22 protein-coding genes and 4 pseudogenes are annotated in these 20,788 nt (G+C 69.2%); 14 read left to right on the top strand and 12 right to left on the bottom strand.

The annotated features are described in order from the left end of the window. Positions 1-12: 12 nt before the first annotated feature. Both FRANEAN1_RS15130 and FRANEAN1_RS15125 read right to left on the bottom strand, forming a co-directional pair. Positions 13-747 (bottom strand): EAL domain-containing protein, encoded by a 735-nt coding sequence (locus FRANEAN1_RS15130; protein WP_020460666.1) that lies wholly within the window; start codon positions 745-747, stop codon positions 13-15. Between the two features lie 240 nt (positions 748-987). Beyond that, positions 988-1,398 carry a MarR family transcriptional regulator gene (locus tag FRANEAN1_RS15125; protein WP_041254202.1) on the bottom strand — a complete coding sequence of 137 codons (411 nt, stop codon included), beginning with the start codon at positions 1,396-1,398 and terminating at the stop codon, positions 988-990. 62 nt (positions 1,399-1,460) lie between these two features. Between FRANEAN1_RS15125 and FRANEAN1_RS15120 the strand changes: the two genes are divergently transcribed. Then, entirely contained in the window at positions 1,461-2,228 is a 768-nt protein-coding gene (locus FRANEAN1_RS15120) for an SDR family oxidoreductase (RefSeq protein ID WP_347177147.1), read from the top strand. Between the two features lie 37 nt (positions 2,229-2,265). Here FRANEAN1_RS15120 and FRANEAN1_RS38825 read toward each other — a convergent pair. From FRANEAN1_RS38825 to FRANEAN1_RS15095, 6 genes and pseudogenes are all read right to left on the bottom strand, one after another. Further along, positions 2,266-2,771, bottom strand: a pseudogene (locus FRANEAN1_RS38825) (SAM-dependent methyltransferase); the annotation flags it as partial. 43 nt (positions 2,772-2,814) lie between these two features. After that, positions 2,815-3,228, bottom strand: coding sequence for a hypothetical protein (locus FRANEAN1_RS15110; protein ID WP_020460662.1), 414 nt, complete (start codon positions 3,226-3,228; stop codon positions 2,815-2,817). A gap of 93 nt (positions 3,229-3,321) precedes the next feature. Beyond that, positions 3,322-4,041, bottom strand: coding sequence for a hypothetical protein (locus FRANEAN1_RS15105; protein WP_020460661.1), 720 nt, complete (start codon positions 4,039-4,041; stop codon positions 3,322-3,324). A gap of 15 nt (positions 4,042-4,056) precedes the next feature. Then, positions 4,057-4,638 carry a hypothetical protein gene (locus FRANEAN1_RS15100; protein ID WP_041254200.1) on the bottom strand — a complete coding sequence of 194 codons (582 nt, stop codon included), beginning with the start codon at positions 4,636-4,638 and terminating at the stop codon, positions 4,057-4,059. A 16-nt stretch (positions 4,639-4,654) separates the two neighbouring features. Next, the gene (locus tag FRANEAN1_RS41055; protein ID WP_157472648.1) at positions 4,655-4,831 is read right to left on the bottom strand and encodes a hypothetical protein; all 177 of its coding nucleotides are present in this window, start codon (positions 4,829-4,831) and stop codon (positions 4,655-4,657) included. 75 nt (positions 4,832-4,906) lie between these two features. After that, complete coding sequence (locus FRANEAN1_RS15095) at positions 4,907-5,203, bottom strand: hypothetical protein (protein WP_198145515.1); 297 nt, start codon at positions 5,201-5,203, stop codon at positions 4,907-4,909. Between the two features lie 793 nt (positions 5,204-5,996). Between FRANEAN1_RS15095 and FRANEAN1_RS43415 the strand changes: the two are divergent. From FRANEAN1_RS43415 to hpnR, 3 genes and pseudogenes are all read left to right on the top strand, one after another. Further along, positions 5,997-6,137 (top strand): annotated as a pseudogene (locus FRANEAN1_RS43415) (IS256 family transposase); the annotation flags it as partial. Positions 6,138-6,234: 97 nt separating this feature from the next. Beyond that, positions 6,235-6,510: an SAM-dependent methyltransferase gene (locus tag FRANEAN1_RS15090; protein ID WP_347177146.1), complete on the top strand. Its 276-nt coding sequence runs from the start codon at positions 6,235-6,237 to the stop codon at positions 6,508-6,510. 405 nt (positions 6,511-6,915) lie between these two features. Beyond that, positions 6,916-8,379, top strand: coding sequence for a hopanoid C-3 methylase HpnR (hpnR, locus tag FRANEAN1_RS15085; RefSeq protein ID WP_020460656.1), 1,464 nt, complete (start codon positions 6,916-6,918; stop codon positions 8,377-8,379). Between the two features lie 591 nt (positions 8,380-8,970). Here the strand turns inward: hpnR and FRANEAN1_RS15080 are convergent. Further along, entirely contained in the window at positions 8,971-9,225 is a 255-nt protein-coding gene (locus FRANEAN1_RS15080) for a hypothetical protein (RefSeq protein ID WP_041254198.1), read from the bottom strand. 282 nt (positions 9,226-9,507) lie between these two features. On the opposite strand from FRANEAN1_RS15080, the gene FRANEAN1_RS15075 reads away from it, so the two are divergent. After that, the gene (locus FRANEAN1_RS15075; protein ID WP_020458129.1) at positions 9,508-10,536 is read left to right on the top strand and encodes an IS110 family transposase; all 1,029 of its coding nucleotides are present in this window, start codon (positions 9,508-9,510) and stop codon (positions 10,534-10,536) included. Positions 10,537-10,956: 420 nt separating this feature from the next. On the opposite strand, the pseudogene FRANEAN1_RS38815 reads toward FRANEAN1_RS15075, so the two are convergent. Next, positions 10,957-11,316: pseudogene (locus FRANEAN1_RS38815) on the bottom strand (integrase core domain-containing protein); the annotation flags it as partial. Positions 11,317-12,155: 839 nt separating this feature from the next. On the opposite strand from FRANEAN1_RS38815, the gene FRANEAN1_RS41045 reads away from it, so the two are divergent. The 6 genes from FRANEAN1_RS41045 to FRANEAN1_RS15050 all read left to right on the top strand — a co-directional run bounded on the left by FRANEAN1_RS41045 (position 12,156) and on the right by FRANEAN1_RS15050 (position 15,692). Next, a complete protein-coding gene (locus FRANEAN1_RS41045) occupies positions 12,156-12,323 on the top strand; it encodes a hypothetical protein (protein WP_157472647.1) in 168 nt (55 codons plus the stop codon). Positions 12,324-12,406: 83 nt separating this feature from the next. Next, positions 12,407-13,198 carry an amidohydrolase family protein gene (locus FRANEAN1_RS15065; RefSeq protein WP_041255926.1) on the top strand — a complete coding sequence of 264 codons (792 nt, stop codon included), beginning with the start codon at positions 12,407-12,409 and terminating at the stop codon, positions 13,196-13,198. Between the two features lie 478 nt (positions 13,199-13,676). Further along, entirely contained in the window at positions 13,677-14,096 is a 420-nt protein-coding gene (locus tag FRANEAN1_RS15060) for a CBS domain-containing protein (RefSeq protein ID WP_020460651.1), read from the top strand. Between the two features lie 215 nt (positions 14,097-14,311). Beyond that, a complete protein-coding gene (locus FRANEAN1_RS41040) occupies positions 14,312-14,452 on the top strand; it encodes a hypothetical protein (RefSeq protein WP_157472646.1) in 141 nt (46 codons plus the stop codon). Between the two features lie 304 nt (positions 14,453-14,756). Then, a complete protein-coding gene (locus FRANEAN1_RS15055; RefSeq protein WP_020460650.1) occupies positions 14,757-15,107 on the top strand; it encodes a hypothetical protein in 351 nt (116 codons plus the stop codon). Positions 15,108-15,515: 408 nt separating this feature from the next. Then, a complete protein-coding gene (locus tag FRANEAN1_RS15050) occupies positions 15,516-15,692 on the top strand; it encodes a hypothetical protein (RefSeq protein ID WP_157472584.1) in 177 nt (58 codons plus the stop codon). 125 nt (positions 15,693-15,817) lie between these two features. On the opposite strand, the gene FRANEAN1_RS15045 is transcribed toward FRANEAN1_RS15050, so the two are convergent. Further along, positions 15,818-17,728 carry an acyl-CoA dehydrogenase family protein gene (locus FRANEAN1_RS15045; RefSeq protein ID WP_020460648.1) on the bottom strand — a complete coding sequence of 637 codons (1,911 nt, stop codon included), beginning with the start codon at positions 17,726-17,728 and terminating at the stop codon, positions 15,818-15,820. Between the two features lie 341 nt (positions 17,729-18,069). Between FRANEAN1_RS15045 and FRANEAN1_RS41035 the strand changes: the two genes are divergently transcribed. Beyond that, entirely contained in the window at positions 18,070-18,216 is a 147-nt protein-coding gene (locus FRANEAN1_RS41035; RefSeq protein WP_157472645.1) for a hypothetical protein, read from the top strand. Between the two features lie 336 nt (positions 18,217-18,552). Then, entirely contained in the window at positions 18,553-18,822 is a 270-nt protein-coding gene (locus FRANEAN1_RS41030) for a hypothetical protein (protein WP_049795635.1), read from the top strand. A 175-nt stretch (positions 18,823-18,997) separates the two neighbouring features. Here the strand turns inward: FRANEAN1_RS41030 and FRANEAN1_RS15035 are convergent. Beyond that, positions 18,998-19,336 (bottom strand): annotated as a pseudogene (locus FRANEAN1_RS15035) (CapA family protein); the annotation flags it as partial. Between the two features lie 262 nt (positions 19,337-19,598). Between FRANEAN1_RS15035 and FRANEAN1_RS15030 the strand changes: the two are divergent. Beyond that, positions 19,599-20,702, top strand: coding sequence for a Vms1/Ankzf1 family peptidyl-tRNA hydrolase (locus tag FRANEAN1_RS15030; protein ID WP_020460646.1), 1,104 nt, complete (start codon positions 19,599-19,601; stop codon positions 20,700-20,702). The last annotated feature ends 86 nt before the right edge of the window (positions 20,703-20,788 follow it).

Here is a 20,788-nt window from a genome sequence, read left to right as displayed (position 1 = left end):
CCGCCCGGCTGGTCACGATGCGGACCGACTACCTGAGGCTGATGATGTGCGCCGACCGGTCCCTGCGTTCGCGAGCTGCCGGATGCGCGCGGCCACCGCGGGGTCGAGTTCCTGCCACTGCCACTGCCGCGCGGGCCGGCCGAGCAGATAGCCCTGCCCAAGCGGCATGCCCATGGCGACGAGCGCGGTGAGCTCATCGAGCCGTTCGACCCCCTCGGCGATCACCCATCCGTTGACTCTGCTGGCGATTCCGCGGACGAGCTCGGTGAGCACGATCTTCACCGGATCGTCGTCGATGTGGGTGACCGGTGAGCGGTCCAGCTTCACACAATCAGGGCGGGTGCGGGTGAGCTGCCGCAGACCCGCATAGCCCGAACCGACATCGTCCATGGCGATGAACGCGCCGGCTTTGCGCAACGCCTCCAACGTTGCGCTCAGGGCGGCTTCACCGTCGAAGGCGACCGCGTCGTTCAGCTCGAGTACCAGGCGGGACGGATCCGCGTCCCGCCAGACCGCGCTGACCTCGAGAGAGGCGAGCAGATGGGGAGACACGTTGACGGCGAGAAAACAACGCGCGGGAAGACGGTCCCGGGCGGCGAGCGCCGCGCGCAGCACCCGTGCCTCCAGTTCGGCGGCGCAGCCGCGGCGGTTCGCCTCCGCGAACACGAGGTACGGCGCGTCCGCCAGGCATGCTCCGAACCGGGCCAGGGCCTCGTAGCCTGCGACCACCCCGAGGCGCAGGTCCACGATCGGCTGGAAGACGAGAGTCGGCGCTGACGGGTCGGCGAGGATGCGATCCAGGTCAGGCCCCTCACCAGCGTCGACGCCCTGGCTGCTGTCACGCTCGGGGGCCGGGGCAGCGCTCGCCGCGCCGTTCTGGCGGCACGGAGCCCTGTTCCGGCCTGCGCCGCCCCGCCGACTTCGTCTGGGCCTGGCCCACCTGGCGCCGCCGCCAGCGACGAGGACACAACCAGATGCCGTTGCGGTTCAGGCGCGCCCGACGAGCTGAATGAGTGCGTCGCGGTCGGCATCCGGGAGTGAGCGCCACCGCTCGTCGACGGCGCTCGCAACCGCGTCGCGGAGCTTGAGTCCGTAGGCCCGGCCGTCCTCGGTGAGCTCAAGGCGGGTGACACGCCGGTCCTCCGGGTTAGCCCGGCGGGTGACGAGACCTCGGCGGACCAGCCGGTCGGCCATGCCGGTGATGTTGGTCTTGTCGCAGCCGAGCAGGTCGGCGAGCTCGCCGAGGGCGGGCTGGCGGTTGTGTAGCAGGCAGAGCATCTCGACCTGCTGGACGGTGAGCCCGGCGCCGCGCGCAACGGACCCGAGTATCACCCGCATCTCCCGATGCAGCTCCAGCAGCGAGCGGGCGAGGCCGTCAGGCCGCTCGGCGGATGCCATGCGGCGAGGGTATCCCACAGATGGTCGAGGTCCTCGACTATTTTGGTTGAGTATCTCGACTGATGAGGTTCTCTACCGAATGGGGAATGATGATGGCATCCGAGCGCGGGGTGGCGTTGGTGACCGGCGGCTCACGGGGTATCGGGCGGGCCATCGCCGAACGCCTCGCCGCGACGGGGAACAGCGTGATCGTCAACTACCGTTCGCACGGTGCCGCCGCCGCGGAGGTCGTCGACGCCATCGGCCGGGCCGGCGGTGTCGCCATGGCGGTACAGGGCGACGTCACCGATCAGGAACAGGTGCGTGAGCTGTTCGAGGTGGCCGAGCGGCGGTTCGGCCGGCTGGACACCGTGGTCAGCAACGCAGGTGTCGCCCGGTTCGCGTCCATCGCGACGGCGACCGACGAGGACTTCGAGCAGAGCTTCGCCACCAACACCCGGGCCGCCTTCGTCGTGCTGCGGGAGGCAGCCAACCGGGTGCGTGATGGCGGCCGGGTGGTGGTGATCTCGTCCGGGGTGACACTCACCCGCCGCCCCGGCACCGGGGTCTACGGTGCGAGCAAGGCAGCGGTCGAACACCTGGTCCGTGTGCTGGCGAAGGAACTCGGTCCCCGGCAGGTCACCGTGAACTGCGTGCTCCCCGGCGGCACCCGCACCGACGCACTCACCACCGGTGTTCCCGCGGACGTGTTGGAACGGATGGCCACCGAGGCCCCGCTGGGCCGCATCGGCGAGCCGGACGACATCGCCGAGATCGTGGCGTTCCTCGCCTCGCCCGGCGGCCGCTGGGTTACCGGCCAGTCCATCGCCGCCGGCGGAGGCGTGTTCTGAGCGGTATCCCGATCCACGCCGATTCGGGCCTGCGGTGCTACGGGAGGCGGGCGAGACCGCCGTACACGTCGACCTCGGCGTCAGTCGGGCCGTCCGGCCCGCTGTCGTCGGGCCGCCAGCGGTGCACCGGCTGCACCCCGGGCTCGACAACGTCGAGGCCGTCGAAGAAACGTGCGACCTCGCTGCGGGTGCGGACCGTGGCGGGGATGCCCTGGCCCCGGTAGACATCAACGACGCGCTGGACATCCTCGGGTGCGAAGTCAGGAGTGACGTGGGTGAGCGCCAGATAGCTGCCGGCGGGAAGCGCGTCGAGGTACCGGCGGACGATGCCGTACGGGTCGTCGGAGTCCGGGATGAAGTGCAGCAGAGCGCGATGACGGACAGCGCGACGGGGCGGGTCAGGTCCAACGTGTCGCGCAGCTCGGCCGAGGCGAGGATCTTCTCGGGTTCCCGCAGGTCGGCGTCCAGGTAGGCGGTGCGCCCTTCCCCACTGCCGGTGAGTAGAGCGCGAGCGTGCGCGAGCACGATCGGATCGTTGTCCGCTTGGCGACACAGTCCCCAGTTTCCGGCACCCACAGGGTGGTGGTCACGAGCTGCTCCCGCCGTGTGTCCGGAGGTGCGCTGCCATGTCTGCCTCGAGGCGGACATCGGTGCCGGCCGGCCAGCTGCGGCTGACCGTGTTGATGGCCCGGGTGACGGTCAGCCGCTGCACGGTGATCGTTCGGAAGTCGTCGAACGACAGCGTCGGGTTGACGTTGGTGTTGCCGGAGAAGTAGCTGCCGACTAGCCCGGCCCGGCCGGTGTCGATCGGGTCGGTGGTGACGGTTGTGCTGATCTGCCAGAAGCCCGGTTCGCTCTGGGTGGCAGGCCAGAGGCGGCCGAGGATCTGGTGGCCGACGACGCGCATACGCAGCCAGACGGCGGCGCCGGCGGTGTAGCTGATCCCGGGGTCGGCGGTGGCGAGCTGGGTGCCGGCGCGGGTCACGGAGCGGGTGAGCACGCCGGTGGTCTGGCTCGCGCCGCCACGGTGCCTACGGCCAGGCAGGCGGCGATGACAGCGAGAATGAGAGCGATCTTTTTCATGGCATCTCCTTCAGTAGCCGGTGCCTGCGCGCTGGTGGCCGATGTGTTCCACCCATTCGCCGCTGTCCCGCGCACCCCAGAAGCCCATGCGGACGTCCGCTCCAGAGACACCCCAGGGCAGGCCGCGCTCGAGTAGTCGGAGGCCGAATCTGCCCTCGGAGTCGGGCCCAGCCGGCCAGCCGGCCGAGCACAGCTCCCGCGGGTACAGGCACGGGTTCGTGGTGAAGAACCGGCGGTGCTCGAGCCAGGCGTTGCCGTCCTCGTCGGTCTGCTCGACGTAGTCGTCGGGGTGCTGCTCGACGATCCCGCCGGCGGCCCGTTCGGCGTCGTTCCATGGCTGTCGGCGGAGTGCGAGTTGGGCGAGGTGGGGCCGGCTGGTGAGCACATCGGCCATGGCGCCTAGGTCGACGGGCTGATGGAAGATGAAGTCGTCTTCGAGGTGGAAGACGAAGTCGTCTTCGAGGTAGAAGGCGAAGTCGAGGGCCCGGTTAATGGTGAGGACGCTCCAGGCCCAGCTGATGGCGCCACCGAAACCGCGCCGCGGGCCGATACCCAGCTGGACGAACTGCGGGTACCGCGTGGCGAGCTGAGCACGGTGGTCGTCGTCGCCAGAGTCGTCGTGCATGAACCATTCCGTGATGGGTCCGCCGAGGTGCCATCTGGCCGACTGCACGGCGCGGTCGAGGTGCTCGTCGCGACCGTCGGTCATGACGAGCACAGCGATGCTCATAGGGACGGAGCCTCCTCAGTCCTGTCGGGGTTGCACGTCCCCGCATCCGCCCGTAGTACGCGAGAGCCCCCGCCTCATGCTCGGCCGGGAGAACCGTCCGGGAACCAGGCATGCCTGCCCGGTTCGACCACCAGTGGTGGGCAGCGGACCCGACCCCCAAGGGCCGGCAGGACTGAGCAAGCGCCGTCTCCGCTCACGGCACAGGTAGTCCGTTCGCCTGGGCGATGGCGTGGTCCAGGCATCCTCGGCGGCGGTGGGCCGGTTGAGGTACTTCCGCTTCGACTCATCCGGGCGGGCGTTCAGCGACCAGATCCGGTTGATGATCGGCCGCAGGTCCTGCCAGGGGCAGTCGGCGTAGACGTGCTCGAGCGCGGCCGCCAGCGACGCCTCGTCGTCGAGGCGGGTGTCGGCCGGGGCGATCCGCGCGTCGTAGAGGATCCGCGTCTCCGCCCGGCTGCGCCCCTCCTCCTGGCCCAGCCACGCATCCCACGTGCCCTCGGCCACCGAGTCGACACCAGGCACCCAGGCGTTCGACGTTTCCAGCATCCGCGAGCCGGACTTCGCGAGGTTGTCCTGGATGGTGGAGGCGAGCTCCACACCGCCGTTGTCTCGATCAGCCCGGCACCGCGGCGAACGGCGACTTACCCGACCCCTTCGCCAGGCGACGCACCCCGTGGTGGAACAGCCACCGGCCCTCGTCATCGACGGCGTACCACCACAGCACGAACCGCATCTGCCCCGGAGTGAACTGGAACGGCCTGCCCGCCCGCGGCCCGTTCGGCTGAACCAACCAGTACTCAGCCCACCACGCCGCCTCGTAGCCGACGGTCAGATCAGGCAGGCCAGGGGGAGGGTGACAAGCCGGTCAGCCGGAGAGAGCGCGCCGCCGGTACTCATCGAGCTTGGACAACGCCCCCTCCTCAGCCGGCTCCTCGTCGGCGCGGGTCAGCTCGACGCGGGCCCGACGCCGCTCCCCCTCGGTGACCACCAGCCCGATCATCGCCTTCAACCAGGCGGCCAGGCTCGCCCCTTTGACCGGCATCGTCGCGGTCAGCGGCTCGCCGGTGTCCTCATCGCGGCCGACGATCTGCGGCTGCAGCTCACGGGAGATGACCTCGGCGAGCAGGTAAGCCGTCGCCCAGTCCGACGGCTCGTAGTACACCGACTGCCCCGACTCGGCCAGGGACGCCAGACATGTGGGCCTCCCGTCAGAAGATCGCAGCCTGAGCGAACTGGTCGCGCTTGATCGAGTTGCAGCTGAAATGATCAAGATACTTGATCTCTTGGTAGCGGGGACACGTCTTCGCCTTGGCGACTCCCGGACATGCAGCGAGGCCCGCGCCGGGAGACGCGGGCCTCGCTGCCCACGGCGTCTCGCCTACGGCCCCCGGAACGGCCACGGCCCGCCGGTGGTGGTGCCCAGCGGGCCGATGGTCCCGCCCGGGTGTGCGGATAACGCCGGCTCCGCCCCGGACGGAGGGCCACCCCCGACGCCGAGGTGACGCCAGCGGCGCCGGGGGCAACGTCTCCAGACCGCCGGTCCCGAGGTCGACAGAACAGGGCCGGCGGCCGAGTAGGGTGCCGCAGGCCCTGCCGACATCCCCTTGCAGTAGGCCAACTGGCGCCCCAGTCGGCCCCCTGCCCCGGGGATGGCCAGTCAAACCCCCGCCCCGGGCGCTATGCCGCGTACCCCATGGCGGCCAGGCGACAGCGCGCGGCGGCCTCACGGGTGAGGTCGCCGACGGACTGGTGATGCCAGCACCATTCCTTGAGCGGCGCGATCTCGCCGTCCGCGATCTCACGGGCGGGTCGCAACAGCGGGAAGTGGAGTCCACTGACGTGGTGTACGGATCGTGATCGTCGAGCGACTCGCCGGAGTGGCGGTCCGTGACGTAGAGCAACCACCGCGTGATCCTTTTCGAGAAACGTGCGAAGCAACTCGATGAGGAGACGCGATGGCCGCGCGCCAGACTGTGACGGATGTGGACTCGTTCAGCAAGGAGCTGATGACGGCGAGTCCGGATCTGTTGGGCTCGATGGTGAAGGCGTTCGCGGAGGCGTTGATGAGCGCCGAGGCTGACGGCCTGTGCAACGCCGAGGGTGCGCGGCACTACAACGGACGACGACCCCGCCGCGGGCCGCGTCCGGCCGTGCTCGGTCCACGCCTTGACGTCGTCCGCCGACCACGCCCAGATGTTCCCGATCTTCCGTTTCGGCGCCGGGTACCTGTTTCTCACCCATTTCGTCGATCACGGCGCCCAGACCGACGAAATCCAGAAGGCCCTCCTCGCTGACCTTGATACCGGCCGGTTCCGCACTTTGGAAGAAATCACCGCCTACTTTGATGGCCTGGAATTCGTCGAACCTGGTGTCGTCTACAACCCGCTGTGGCGGCCGGATGGTCCGCCTCCAGAGACGCTGCGGCTCACCGAGAAGCTGACCGGTGGAGGAATCAGCCGCAAACCCTGACGAGGATCGCGGCGCTGCTCGGAGCGGGAGCTGTTGCGGCACTCCCGTACGTGGGCGGGCAGGGTGCTGCAGCAGGTAGGGTCCGAGCAGCTTCGCGATCGAGGCGACCGTGACATCCGGCTTGCATAAAATGCACGGGCATGGCGGATCTGCTCCGCGGATAGGGCAAGGGGCCAGCCGAGACGTTGTCTGTGAACGCCGTCGGCCATGAGGGCCGTCCGGCGAGGCGATCCTTGATCCCACTGGTCTGGTAGACGATCGTGTTGAACCGCCCCGGTGTGTCAGAGTCTCCGGACACGCCGGGGGGGATTCACCACCCACGGACCGCGTCCGATCGCGCAACGGCGGTATGTGGACGGGCTCCGGGGTAATCCGGAGGCACGGCCGACGGAACGGGGCGATGCCATGCGTGTGCTGCTGGTCCATCCCAGTGCGTTGATGTATTCGGAGATCTTCCTGCGACTCGAGCCTCTGGGTCTTGAACGCGTGGCCGCATCGCTGCTCATGGCCGGGCACGAGGTCCGCCTGATCGATCTTCAGACCGCCGACATACGGGACTACACCCGAGCGTTGGTGGATTTCCGGCCGCAGACCGTGATGTTCGGCCTGAATTACCTGGCCAACGTCCCAGAAGTCATCATGCTCGCGAAACAGGCCAAAATCACCCGGCCAGGATGTTTGGTGATCGCCGGTGGTCACAGCGTCTCGTTCATCGCCCAGCACCTCCTCGAGAACTGCGACGAAGCAATCGATGCGGTGGCCCGGGGAGAGGGCGAGGTCGTCGCTCCCCGGATCCTCGAAGCCGACTGGGACAGCCTCACCGAGGTCCCGGGAGCGGTCACCCGCGCCGGGTCCGGGCCCCCGCCGACCATGCTGCCCACCCTCGACGAGCCGCTCCCGGCCCGTTACCTGCTCGCCCGCCGCAACCGGTACTTCATCGGCGAGCTCGACCCGTGTGCATCGGTGGAGTTCACCCGCGGCTGCCCCTGGGACTGCTCGTTCTGCAGTGCCTGGACGTTCTACGGGCGCAGCTACCGGCGGATGTCGGCGGACGCGGCCGGACACGAACTCGCCTCCATCCGCGAGCCCAACGTCTTCCTCGTCGACGACGTGGCCTTCATCAAACCCGACCACGGCAATGCCATCGCCGACCAAATCGAACGCCGCGGCATCCGAAAGCGCTACTACCTGGAGACCCGCGCGGACGTCCTGCTGCGCCATCCCGAGGTCTTCCAACGCTGGCGCCGGCTCGGCCTGACCTACATGTTCCTCGGCATGGAGGCCCTCGACGCCGAGGGACTCGACCTGTTCCACAAGCGCATCTCCCCCGACGAGAACATCAAGGCCCTCGAACTCGCCCGCAAGATCGGCATCACCGTGGCGGTGAACCTCATCGCCGACCCCGCCTGGAGCCGTGACCAGTTCCGGCTGGTCCGACAATGGGCCCTGTCCGTACCGGAAATCGTCCACCTGACCGTCATGACGCCCTACCCGGGCACCGAGATCTGGCACACCCAGTCCCAGAAACTGACCACGCTGGACTACCGCCTGTTCGACATCCAGCACGCGGTCACCCCGACCAGCCTTCCCCTCGACGAGTTCTACCGCGAACTCGTCGCGACCCAGGCCGTACTGAACCGCAAGCATCTCGGCGTCAAGGCACTGGCCGCTACCGCACGTATCGTCGCCGGGCATCTCACCCACGGTCAGACGAACTTCCTGCGCATGCTCTGGAAGTTCCCACGGGTCTACAACGCCACGCGGCTCCACGCCGAACACGGCCAGCCCGCCCGCTACTGTCTGCCCGCACCGACCCACGCAGGGGTGAGCCGCCGGCGACGCGAGCTGTACATTCACCAGCCTATTTAGAAGGCGGTGAGCGTGGGCCCGACGACGAATCAGGCGTCGGCCACCGGGAGTGTCCGATCAACGACTCCGACTCACATCTGGTGGTGACAATATGTAGCCGAGGCTTCGGCGGCTTCAAAATGGGTGAATCCGGATCAATCCGGCCAGGATGCTTCTCTCTGGCCGGGCGCGGACCAGACGGCCCCGTCCCCGCTGCTACCGCTGGCGAGGGTGCCCAAAAGCACCTTCAACGGGCGATCTGAGCGCCTGGGACGGCCGCCGCGAATGTTTGTTTGATCTTGGACGGCTTTGGGGTCAGCGCCTGCGGCTTGAGCGAGGGGGCGCGCCGTGGCGGAGGTCGTGAGGGCGGACGGGGGAAGGCCGGCGCTTTCTTGGAGTTCCCGGAAGCGGCTGGTGACGTCGTCCAGGGTTAGGGCGGTGCCGTTGGGTTCGATGAAGACGAGTCCACTTTTACCGCTTTCTGGCGCCGCCGACCTCGGCTATTTACGGGTTTCCCGTGGATGTCCTGCGGTTCAGCTGTCAGTGGTGTTCTGAGGGGCTTCGGAGTGCTGAAGATTGGCCTCGTATGCCTCTTCTGGGATCAGGATCCGGTCAGCCCATGTCCCACAGCCGCACCGTGCGGTCCTGGCTGGGGCTGGCCAGCGTGCGCCCGTCCGGGGAGAACGCTACCGACCGCACCGAGTCGGTGTGGCCGCGCAAGGGGGAACCCGACAGGCTGGGTGTGGGAGTCGATGTCGGCGGCGCGGCGGGGGTGTGCGCAGCGGAGTGGGCGCTGGTCGCGCTCGGATTCCTGTCCCGCGCGGAACTGGCGAGGAGGACCATGCCGGTGATGATGAGCAGCACCACCGCGAGAGAAACGCGGCGCTGCGGCCCATGGAGGAGGCGACCGGATCGGGCGTGCGTGCGGAGGGCGGGCTGGTCGAGGGAGGCCGTCGGGTCCGGGCCGGGGAAGGGGGGCGCGCTCCTTGCTGGGGGTTGTTGTGGGGGTGGGGCCGGGCGTGTGGGGTGCCAGAACTCGGCCACCGGTGTTGATGCGATGAAGGGGCGGGGCCTCCGCTCCTGGTGACTCCCCGGGGTCGGGGGTAGGTCCCTCGGGGTTGCTCACGTCTACCGACGAAGGAGGCCCCTGTGAGTCCATCGTATGAGGGTCGCCAGATTGTGGGAATCGATCTCCATCGGCGGCGGTCGGTGATCGTGCGGATGACCCCGGACGGGTATCCGCTGGGAACGGTTCGGATCAGCAACGATGCTGCCACCCTCGCTGCTGAGATCAGCCGTGCCGGTGAGCACCCCGACGTGGTGTTGGAGGCGACGTACGGCTGGTACTGGGCGGCGGATGTGCTGGCCGCCGCTGGCGCGCAGGTTCATCTCGCGCACCCGCTGGGCGTGAAGGGTTTCGCCTACCGGCGGGTGAAGAACGACGTCCGTGACGCCGCGGATCTCGCGGACCTGCTGCGTATGGGACGTCTGCCCGAGGCGTGGGTCGCTCCACCGCCGGTGCGGGAACTGCGGGAGACCGTCCGTCACCGGGCGGCGCTCGTCGCGATCCGGTCGGCGTGCAAGGCCCAGATCCACGCGGTCCTCGCGAAGAACGGTGTCGCGGTGCCCATGACCGACCTGTTCGGCCAGGCCGGAACCGACCTCCTCGGCCAGGTCGAGCTCCCGAGCCCGTTCCACGCCCGCGTCACGAGTCTGCGCCGCCTCATCGACCTGCTCGACTTCGAAATCGACGCGGCCGCCTGTCAGCTCGCCGGCCGGCTCGCGCGGGATCCGGGCTATCAGGCGCTGCTGGTCCTGCCCGGGGTCGGGAAGACCTTGGCCGCGGTGTTCCTCGCCGAGATCGGGGACATCACCCGCTTCCCCACGCCCGGTCACCTTGCCAGTTGGGCTGGTCTCACTCCCCGGCACCGTGAGTCCGACACCACCGTGCACCGCGGCCACATCACCAAACAGGGCTCCTCCCTGATTCGCTGGGCCGCGATCGAAGCCGTGTCGATCCTGCCTCCGACGACCCCGGTCCTGGGCCCGACCAAGACCCGGGTCGCTGCCCGCCGCGGCACCAACATCGGCAAGGTCGCCGCGGCCCGCAAGCTGCTCACGTTCGTCTTCTACGCGCTGCGCGACGGTGAGGTCCGCGCGCTGCACACGGCGGCGTGAGCAGGTGTTCACACGATCAGACGCGTGGCCGCCCAGGTCATGACCCCCACCACTCCGGTGGCGCGGTCGACGTGTTGATTGACCCCGTCTGATCGTGGCCGTATCACTCCATGCCACCCTGCCCCGCGTGGCGAAGGGATGACTGGCGAAACCCACACCGCCGCCCACCACGGACACCCGTGCTGGAGAAGACGCCACACCACCCACACCCGATGTCCTGGGCCGTTCCAGGATGCGCCAGCCGACAACGGCGTCAAGACCGTTCGTCCTCGGGCTCCGCCCTGCGGGCGCTGCGTCTTGACTCCGCCGCCGGACACTGGCGCACGCCCACAGGCACCCAGAACCAGGCCGGAAAACAGGCCCAACCCCCACACCGGAACCGCTTGACCGGCCCCACCCCTTCAGGGATGACCTGGGCTTTTAGGCTGCTCGTTCGTATTCGTTGATCAGGCCAGCGAGGACAGGCCGGCGCTTGATCCGCTCCCTGGCCAGGTCGGCGACAGGGTGGTCGGGCCGGGGTGGTTGAAGGTCGCGGCCGCGGTGGGGTCGTCGTCCGTTGTAGTGCCGTGCGTAGTCGGCCAGGACGGTGCGCAGATGCCGCTCACCGAAGATCAGCATCCGGTCGGTGACCTCGGTCCGGACCGTGCGGACGAACCGCTCAGCGTAGGCGTTCGCCCGCGGCGTTCGAGGTGGGATCTTGACGGCGATGATGCCGGCGCCGGCGAGGACCGCGTCGAACGACGCGGTGAACTGGCCGGCCCGGTCACGGACTAGGAATCGGGTGGGTCATCCCACCAAAGTGGCGCCTACGGTCTCTGCCACGCTACTCCCCGATCACCCGGCTCCACGTCACCGGCGCCAGGCCAGCCGAGCATCAAGCCTCTCCTGACGACAGACGTCAAGTATGTCCTGAGCCCATACAGCGGCAGCAGGATCTGTCCCGATCTTGCGGGCAACGCAAGGACGACAGTCGATATCGGGGGTCCGGTCGCGGAGTCGCACCCACAGTCGTGAGTCGCGTCGCCTGACGTGTCACGTGTGTCGCCCCGGCCCTGGAACCCGTCCCTGGGAGTGTCGTCAGCCCTCCCACCTGGGAGGCGACAGGCGACACGACACGACACGCGACAGCAGAGACGGACAGCACGGCCGTTTTAGCCCGGCCCAGCCGGGCACCCCGGGTTTACCCGGCCAGCGGCAGGGCAGGGGGAGCTGGGCGCTGCCTGGCCACTCCCGGAGTGGCGACTGTGTGGCCGACGGCGCCCGCCTCGACCGCCGGCCCCGCTGCCCCACCCCGGGACCGGCGGCCTAGTGGGCTACTCGACGCCTCGGTGCCGGTGCTGGTCCGTTGACCAGCGCTGTCCGGGCTACCAGGGCCGTCTGCCTGATGCGGCAGCAGATTTGTCCCGGCTGGCCCGGACATGCGCACTGGACACGAGTACGGCCCGCCCTGGCGAGTACCGGACGGGCCGTACCGAGGATGAGTCAGGACACCGATCGCTGCCGGGCCGTCCTCGTCGTGACGACCTCGAGGGACGACCGTTCCGGGTCGCAAGGCCCGGACCTGGGCAGCGCGGGGCCGCACCCCGACCGTGCGGGTGTCCGGGAAGGGCTCGGGGCGAGTGTCGATGGCAGCCCTGGTCTGTTACCGGCCCGGTCAGCGACCCCGGCTGTTCTACCGGGTGCTGACCCACCACGGCCGTAAAGGCGAGCGCCGCAGCTTCTCCGAGGCGGAAGGACGGCATGATGATGGCGTCGCGGACCTGACCGGGGCCGGGTGGCCGCCGTGACCGGCCGAGGGATGAATGGCGGCGGGAGGTAGCCCGTGGTGGATGCCGAGGGGTTGCCCGCGGGCCCGGTCGTGGATGCCTGGATGCAGCACCCCACGGTCCGGTTCCTGCGCGAGGACATGTTCGCGTCGCTGCACCGGTGGACTGGCGCCGCGGAGCCAACCGGCGAGCTGCCCCTGGACGCGACCGTCCGGGCACTCGACGACGGCGGGGTTGACCGGGGGCTGATCTGCGCCTGGTACGGCCCGGCCGGTCCGCTGATCTCCAACGACGAGGTGGACGCCTGCGTCCGGGCTCGACCAGACCGGTTCCGTGGCGTCGCCTCGGTCGACATCCGCTACCCGATCGCCGCCATCGGCGAACTCCGCCGTGCCGTGCAGGACCTGGGGTTCGTCGCGCTGCGGATCGTGCCGTGGCTGTGGGGGCTGCCGCCGAACGACCGGCGGTACTACCCGCTGTTCGCCACCTGCGTCGAGCTGGGTATCCCGCTCTGCACCCAGGTCGGGCACACCGGCCCGCTGCGCACCTCGGAGACCGGGCGGCCGATCCCGTACCTCGACGACGTGGCACTGGAATTCCCGGAGCTCGTCATCGTCGCCGGACACATCGGCTACCCGTGGACCAACGAGATGATCGCGCTCGCGACGAAATACCCGAACGTCTACATTGACACCTCCGCCTACGCCGCCCACCGGTATCCCCCGGAGCTGGTCACCTACCTACGGGAGCACGGCCAGGCCAAGGTCCTGTTCGGGACGAACTATCCGATGATCACTCCGCGGCGGGCTCTCGAACGCCTTGGCGAGCTCGGTCTCGACAGCGAGGCTCGGGCAGCGTTCCTCGGCGGGAACGCCACCAGGGTGTTCCGCATCTAAGCGGGAGGCACCCGGGGTCGGCCGGGTCCAGCTCACTGCAGAACCATTCGTCGTCCATGACGCTACCCAGCTGGAACACGCCTGGATCCGCGTGATCTGGGCCTGCTAGCACAACGAAACCCCTACGGCCCCGCGCTCCACCAGACCCGCCAGCAACTTCTTAACCTGACGACTTAACTCAGGGTACTCGCCGTGAGTAAAAGCCCCGATGGGCGTAGCGAACCGCGCAGTCAGCGTCACGCGCGCCTCCGGTAGCTCAAGGCGTGGAAGACCAGCGGCCCGACGTGTAGCCGGTGGGACCGCGGAGACGGACGGAGCGTCCACGCCACCGCGTGACGCGGGCCAGGTAGCTGCCGGAGGGAAGCGCGTCGAGGTAGCGACGGACGGCCATCGGAGTCGGGAAAGCCGGTCGAGGTTGCCCGGCGCCCATAGGGAAAGGGCAGGGGAGGTAGGCAGCCGATACGGAAGGAGTCCAGCCATGGCAAGCACTGTTGCCGACGTGATGACGCGGAACCCTGCGACCGTCGGGATGGACCAGCCGATCGCCGAGGCGGCCCGACGCATGAAGACCGTCAACGCTGGGGATGTCATCGTCCTCGACAACACCGGCAGGGTAGCCGGGATCGTGACCGACCGGGATATCACCCTGCGGGTGGTGGCCGAGGGGCGGGATCCCGAACGGACAGCGACCCGGGAGGTCTGCACCCAGACAGGGCTCATCACGATCGCCCCGGACACGACCACGGACACCGCGGTGCAGCTGATCCGTGAGCGGCACATCCGCCGGCTCCCGGTCGTCGACAAGGGCCGTCCCGTCGGTGTGATCAGCCTCGGTGACCTTGCACGCGCGCTGGACCCCTCCTCGACGCTCGCCGAGGTAAGCGCAGCCCAGCGATAGCCGCCCGATGCGGTCGGGCTCCGGGGGCCAGGGGGATCCGGACAGGCGCCGGTATCCACTCACGCCAGGCATACCTGGATTCAGCATCCCAGCTCGGCGCTGGAACCCCTGCGCGACGAGCGGCGCCTCGACCCGGCGCACTTCGAGGTGAATGGCCACGCAGCGTGGCCGATCGCGACCACCCTGAGGTGGACTGATCGGTACCGGCGGCGTGGGTGAACGAGATCACAGCTCGGGACACGTACCTCGCCACGTCACTGGCCGAGCTGCGGTCGAGCGTGGCCCTGGCCCGGGCCGCCCAGTGCGAAGGGCGGGCCACCGTCTACGCCCAGGAGGCCGTCCGAGGCCTGTTCTGATCTGCTCCGCTCCCCGCGCAACGTCGGACCCCCACCGACGGCCACCAGTGCGACGGCCCCGCCCCACGCACAAGAGATCAGCAGACAGCCTCCTTCTTGACGACCGTCTTGCCGCGTCCACCGACCCGCGCCCGCGGGCCACTTCAAGCGAGATGAACCGCCCGCCGGGCATATGTCTCGTGGACCACCTTTGTGTCACATGGCAGGCGTTGCGGACAGTAACTTCTGCGTTTGGCTCGTCCTGTCGGCGACGTAGGTTCATCTGTGGAAGGGATGTCCCTCTGATGTAGGTAGGGGTGACGGTATGGAACAGCAGGAGGCGCAGCTGGTGGAACAGCAGCTGCGGCAAAATTGGCGGCAAGTCCGGTACCGAATCCTTGACCAGTTCGCGGAGGTCAACACATCGGACCTTGACGCCGCCTTGAATGTCGACGACCTTGTCCAGCGGATCGCCGACAGGTCACATTTCAGCCAGGGGTACGTCGAGACCCGACTGCGACAACTGGTTGGCGCTGCGCCGGCTGGAGGCACACCCGCGCAGCCCGCGGCCGAACAGCCCACAGCCCAGGCCGAGCAGCCCGCAGCCCAGGCCGAGCCCGCGGCCGAGCAGCCTGCGGAACGTTTCGGCCAGCGGCAGCCGTTCGGCGGGGCATAGCGATGTAATTGGAACCGCGGGCCGTCCCGGGAAGGGGTCCCGGCGGTTGACTGGCCCCGCCACCAGGGACGCCTTGTCGCCGGCGGCTCACCCGAGAGATCGAAAATGTCGACGGTCGATGAGGAACTGAACCGGCCGCTGTGCGATCGTGCGACCTACATCCGGGTAGAGCGGCCGAGTCAGGGACGACCGAAGGGCCAGTCGGTAGGACTGCCCGTAGCGTGCCCTTGACACGGCCGTGGACCTCGGCACCCGCCCGATCTCGGACACCCCCGCCCGGGCTCTGTCGGTGCCCGGTGGAACAGGCCCTGGTACCGCGCGCACCTCAAGTAACCGGGATGCCGCCTGCCAGTGGGGTAGTACTAGAGGGTGTGGTGGCAGCAACCCGTCAATGGTGACCTTGGCCTGGTGACCGCTCTGCCGATGGCGAGGCTCGTCGCGGTCTGCCCGGTCTGCCCCTGGCCCATTCACCTCGCAGCGGTCGTCTCCCCCAAGGGAACGACGGCCTGCCTCGACACCGACGCCCTTGAACGGGCGATACAGGTACATCTGGCCCAGCACGGCATCAGCGATGACGAGGACTGACTGATCGATCGGACACTGTCGCGTCACCGCGCGGCTGCGCCTCCGGACGTGACCCTCCGCTCGAAATTTCGGCGTTTTCCCGGCGTCCTACCGGCCTGCCTTCGGCACCGAGCGCCGACGAGTGGTTAGCCTGCGGCGAAAACGTCGACGGCCGGTCGTGCCGGGGCTGCCTTCTGCCGCTCCGCGGCGAGGAATGGCCCTCCTCCACTCGGGTCCATCACGCCGGCCTCGACCCAGATGAAGCGGCCGGCGAACACCTCCTGCGCCGCCGTGTAGTTGCGGGTGTCGTCGTTGCGCCACAGTGCCGAGAAGGATGCCTCGACACGGCGCCGCGCCTGCCGGCAGAACAGGTCGGCCAGGTCGGTCGCGATCGGCTCGCCGTCCTCGTCGAGCATTCGGGCCCGCACGACCGCCGCGCTGATCGCGAACAGCTCGGCGCCGATGTCGACGAGACGTCCGAGGAACGCCTGCTTCTTCTCCAGTCCGCCCTGCCAGCGAGCCATCCCGTAGAAGGTCGACCGGGCGAGCTTGCGCGCCGAGCGCTCCACGAAGCGCAGGTGCGTGCCGAGCCGGCCGAATTCGACGAAGGAGCGCGGCGACGTGCCGCTGCCGACGGCGAGGCCGGGCAGCCAGCGGCTGTAGAAGGCGGCCGCCCGTCCGGCGCTGCGGGCCTTCGCCACGAACGGCGCTTCCGGGGAAATGAGGTCGCCGGCCACCGCGAGGTGGGTGTCCACGGCCTCCCGCGCGATGAGCAACCGCATGATCTCGGTGGAACCTTCGAAAATTCGGTTGATGCGCAAGTCGCGCAGCATCTGCTCGGCCGGTACCGGTCGTTCCCCCCGGTTGGCCAGGGACTGGGCGGTCTCGTACCCGCGACCGCCGCGGATCTGGACCAGCTCGTCGGCGATCAGCCAGGCCATCTCGCTGGCATACAGCTTGGCCAGGGCTGCCTCGATCCGGATGTCCTCGCGTCCCTCATCGGCCATCAGGCCGGACAGCTCCAGCATCGCCTCCAGCCCGAACGCGGTGGCGGCGATGAACGCGACCTTCTGGGCGATGGCGTCGTGCCGGCCGATCGGCCGACCCCACTGGACCCGGTCCCGCGACCACTCCCGGGCGATGCGCAGCGCGTACTTGGCGTGGCCCGCGCAGATCGCCGGCAGGGCGAGGCGGCCGGTGTTCAGCGTCGTCAGGGCGATCTTAAGCCCCTGGCCTTCCCGTCCGAGGCGGTCCGCGGCAGGGACCCGGACTCGATCGAAGCTGGTGACGCCGTTCTCGATGCCGCGCAGACCCATGAACTCGTTGCGGTGCTCCACCTTCACGCCGGGTGCGTGGGCGTCGACGATGAAACACGTGATGCCACCGCGATGACCGTCCGAGCGTGGGACGACCGCCATGACCACCAGCCGGTCGGCGATCACACCGTTGGTGGTCCATAGCTTGCGGCCGCTCAGCTCGTAGGCGGCGCCGTCCTCGACCGGCACCGCCTGGCTGCTCATCCGGGCCGGGTCGCTGCCCACGTCGGGCTCGGTCAGCAGGAACCCGCTGATCTCCTCGCGTGCCACCTTCGGCAGATACGTCCGCTTCTGCTCCTCGGTACCGAAACCCATGACCGGCTCGGCCACGCCGATCGACTGGTGCGCCGAGAGCAGCGTGGGAATGCTCGAATGCCACGAGCCGGACAGTTCAAGTGCCCGGTTGTAGTACACGGTGGTCAACCCGAGTCCGCCGTACTCCTCGGGGATCTTCATGCCGAGGGCGCCTATCCGCCGCAGCCCGTCGATCACCTGCCCGGGCAGCCGCCCGTCCCGCTCGACCTGCAGAGGGTCCACCGTGTCCCGCAGGAACGATTCGAACTGGACCAGGAACGCCTCCCCTCGATGCCGGTCGCCCTCCTTCGGCCGCGGGTGCGGGGAGATCAGATCGAGTCGAAGATGACCGAGGAAAAGCTCCTTGCCGAACGAGGGGAGCTTCCATTCGGCCTCCCGGGCCGCCTCAGCGACCCTGCGCGCCTCGCGTTCTGCCACCTGTGCCACGTCGCCTCCCGATCTGTCGGCGGTATGTGGTCCTCCTGCCCACACGGCGTCCACCCGCACGAAGCTGGCACTCACGCCCAAGCCGCGCTCGTTCGCGCGCCGTCAGCGTCCGTACCGACCAACGAGGGTGCCGCTCGCTGTGTCTCTCACCAAGGCATCGCCGCCCACACGGCTGGAGAAACCCGGTCGGCGCCGCTCATCAGCCGAAGGTGACCTTCGAGACCGGCGCCGGCCAGGTTGGCGGTCAGGCTGACCGTGACGTAGGACGACTCGAACCGGGCAGCGAGATGGCGGTGTGAGGGGGTACACCCGCTTGCGCGGCGACCGAGAAAGGCCAGCCGGTGGGCGTCGGCCCGCCGGCCCGCGGCCCGTGCCCGTTCTGTGGGCGGGAGAGCGTCCTGCGCGCGAGCCGTCCGTGCATGATCTACCTGTGCCGTGACTGTGCACGCCGTACGCTCGACGAGGCCAAGGGCTACGCGGCGGACTGACCTTCGCGGCCCGACGAGCCGTTACCGCCCGATCCGCGAAGACTCCCCCACATTCGCGAGGCCACCGGTTCAGAGGGTGCATCGGTGGCCACCCTGCGCCGGCGCCGCGCCCGTGGTACACCAAACCTGTCACCGTTTACGAGGGGTCGTAACACGGAGAGGTTCCCCGAGGGGGGATGTGCGATGTCGCCACCGACACCGACGAGGACGGGCAGCGCGACCGCGAGACCGCGGCGTTCAACTGCTACGGGCACCGCCGAACGGGCAGGGCCCCAGGAGGCCACGTCGGCCTCCCCGGACACTGGCCAGCCGCGTACGCGGGCCGCTACGGTCCGGTTGCCGTTCCTGACCGCCCGGTTCGAGTTCGGCCGGCGGGCCGGCCACACGGGCTGGCGTCTCGGTCCGGTCGGCCTACCGTCCCCCGGCAAGAGCGCCTACTACCTGGGGCTCGGCGTGCTCGCGGTGGGCGAGGTCGTCGAATGGCCGGTGGCTGCGGCGATCGCTGCTGGCACCTACGTTGCGCAGCACACCCGCGGGCAGGCATCTGCCGTCCCGCAGGTCTGGCATGCCTCGCATAACGGGCACCAACAGGAAGCAGGCATCTGACCAGCAGGAGCCTGCGCACCGGCCTTTTCACGATCAGCGGGGACCACTGACGGGGCCTCATCCTCGTCACCCCACAGGACGGCCCCGGGCCCGGGCCGGGGACCTGTCCGGGCCGGGCGAGGGCGACGGCGTCATCACCCATCGGGTCGGCGGGCGGCTTCGGTTTCGCTCATGATCAGCGGAGCGAGAGCATGCCGTCCGCCTGAAGGCCGAACCGTGTCCCGAAGCCGCGGCTGATGCTGTCAAGAATCTCCTGTAGCCAGGCGGAGTCTTCGGGGCCGGCGTACCGGAGTCGCATCTGCCGTGCCTGCAGGGGCATCACACGCAGGTCGATCAGATTCCCGCTGCCCGGATCGACCGACACGAAGTACGCCAGCCGCAGGTCGTCCCGATAGCTTTCGTAGCCGGCGATCCCCTCATAGTCGTCGATGAAATCGCCGCACCCGTGCAGGATGAGCCTGTCCCGGTATATCTCGACAGGCCGTGGATGGTGCGACGAGTGTCCGTGCACGATAGCGACGGCAAGACGATGGCCCACAGTTCCGACTCCGGCGAGATGGGCTGAATGTCCTGCAACGTGGGCGACTCAAGAAGCCAGCGTCAGCAACGAAGGCCGGCCGCAGCGCCGCGAGTGATCTTCTTCCCACCCGGCCGGTCACACCGACAGGCGTTCGGCGGGGCATTGGAGGGTAGCCCAGGCTACGGCAGGGGTGGTCGCGGTTTCCCCGGGCTCGCCCGCTGGTGGGAAGAGTTTTTCCCGGAAAAGGGAGGAAGCGATGCCTGTAGGTGCGGAGATCGGCCGGCTGCTCGCCACCGTGGGCCCCTTCGTCACCCTCTGCCTGGGTGTGTCCGGAGAGGTGGACGATGTCGTGGCGGAAAGGGAGCTGCGGTGGCGGGGCCTTCGCGGTCAACTGGCCGTGGACGGGGCGGACGGCGCGACGCTGGGCGCGGTGGACGAGGCGGTGGCGTCTGTTGGGCCGGATAATGCCGCTCTCGCGGTGTTCGCCGCCGACGGCCGCGTTGCCTGGCTGCAGCGGCTGCGTCGGATCAATGACCGGGCCGTCTGGGGCCCGCTGCCCTGCGTTCTGCCGCTGCTTGCCTACGAGCAGAGCACCGTGTCCTGCGTGGTCGTGCTCACCGACCGGACAGGTGCCGACCTGAGGGTGAACGTCGACGGGCTGCGGTTCGCCGGCGAAGTCGTGGGCACCGACGACGTGATCGAACGCAACGCTCCCGGCGGATGGTCGCAGCTTCGCTACCAGCATCGCGCCGAGGACTCGTGGGACCACAACGCGGCGCAGGTCGCGGATGCCGTGACGGGTCTGGCCGAGAGGGTGGACGCGGCGCTGGTCGTCCTGGCGGGAGACGTGCGGGCGGTGCAGCTGCTGCGTAAGCACCTGCCAGCCCGGGTCGTCCCGCTGGTACGCCAGCTTGAGCACGGCGGACGGCACCCCAGCCGGGGTGACCGGCAGCACGCCCGCCAGGTGCGCGACCTGGTCGAGGCCGAGGCCCATGTCCGGACCGCCGACCTGCTCGCCCGCTTCGCCGTCGACCACGCGCATGGGCGGGCGGTCGACGGCGTCGTCGCGACGCTCGACGCTCTGGTCCGCTCCCAGGCGCGCACCCTGCTCGTCGTCGATGACCCTTGCGACGAGCGGATCGCGTGGTTCGGGCCGGAGCCAGCCGATGTCACTGCCGATCCGAGCATGCTGGCAGACCGGGTCGGCGCACCCACCGTCGGCCGGCTCGCGGACGTGGCCGTGCGCGCCGCATGGGGCACCGGCGCGGCGATCCGGGCGCTCTCCGCCGGCCTGCCGGACGGGCCGTCCGACGGCCTCGGCGCCCTGCTGCGCTACCCGCTGGGGAGCCAGCCACGCTGACGCCTGTCCCGGTCTTCGAACGAGGACCGGCCGAAGGGTGACCTTCGCTGGTACGGCGGGGCGGCTGATGCTGGACATGGCTGTTC

The sequence above is a fragment of the Parafrankia sp. EAN1pec genome (assembly GCF_000018005.1).
Taxonomy (GTDB): domain Bacteria; phylum Actinomycetota; class Actinomycetes; order Frankiales; family Frankiaceae; genus Parafrankia; species Parafrankia soli.
The sequence above is the reverse complement of the archived record's forward strand: the minus strand, read 5'-3'. Positions and strand labels throughout refer to the sequence as shown.

Bases quoted from the DNA above. Each gene is read 5' to 3' on its own strand.
- FRANEAN1_RS15105 (WP_020460661.1), bottom strand. From the start codon at position 4,041: ATGAGCATCGCTGTGCTCGTCATGACCGACGGTCGCGACGAGCACCTC.
- FRANEAN1_RS15065 (WP_041255926.1), top strand. From the start codon at position 12,407: ATGCAGCACCCCACGGTCCGGTTCCTGCGCGAGGACATGTTCGCGTCG.
- FRANEAN1_RS15090 (WP_347177146.1), top strand. From the start codon at position 6,235: ATGTTCCCGATCTTCCGTTTCGGCGCCGGGTACCTGTTTCTCACCCAT.
- FRANEAN1_RS15125 (WP_041254202.1), bottom strand. From the start codon at position 1,398: ATGGCATCCGCCGAGCGGCCTGACGGCCTCGCCCGCTCGCTGCTGGAG.
- FRANEAN1_RS15060 (WP_020460651.1), top strand. From the start codon at position 13,677: ATGGCAAGCACTGTTGCCGACGTGATGACGCGGAACCCTGCGACCGTC.
- FRANEAN1_RS15055 (WP_020460650.1), top strand. From the start codon at position 14,757: ATGGAACAGCAGGAGGCGCAGCTGGTGGAACAGCAGCTGCGGCAAAAT.
- FRANEAN1_RS15120 (WP_347177147.1), top strand. From the start codon at position 1,461: ATGAGGTTCTCTACCGAATGGGGAATGATGATGGCATCCGAGCGCGGG.
- FRANEAN1_RS15030 (WP_020460646.1), top strand. From the start codon at position 19,599: ATGCCTGTAGGTGCGGAGATCGGCCGGCTGCTCGCCACCGTGGGCCCC.
- hpnR (WP_020460656.1), top strand. From the start codon at position 6,916: ATGCGTGTGCTGCTGGTCCATCCCAGTGCGTTGATGTATTCGGAGATC.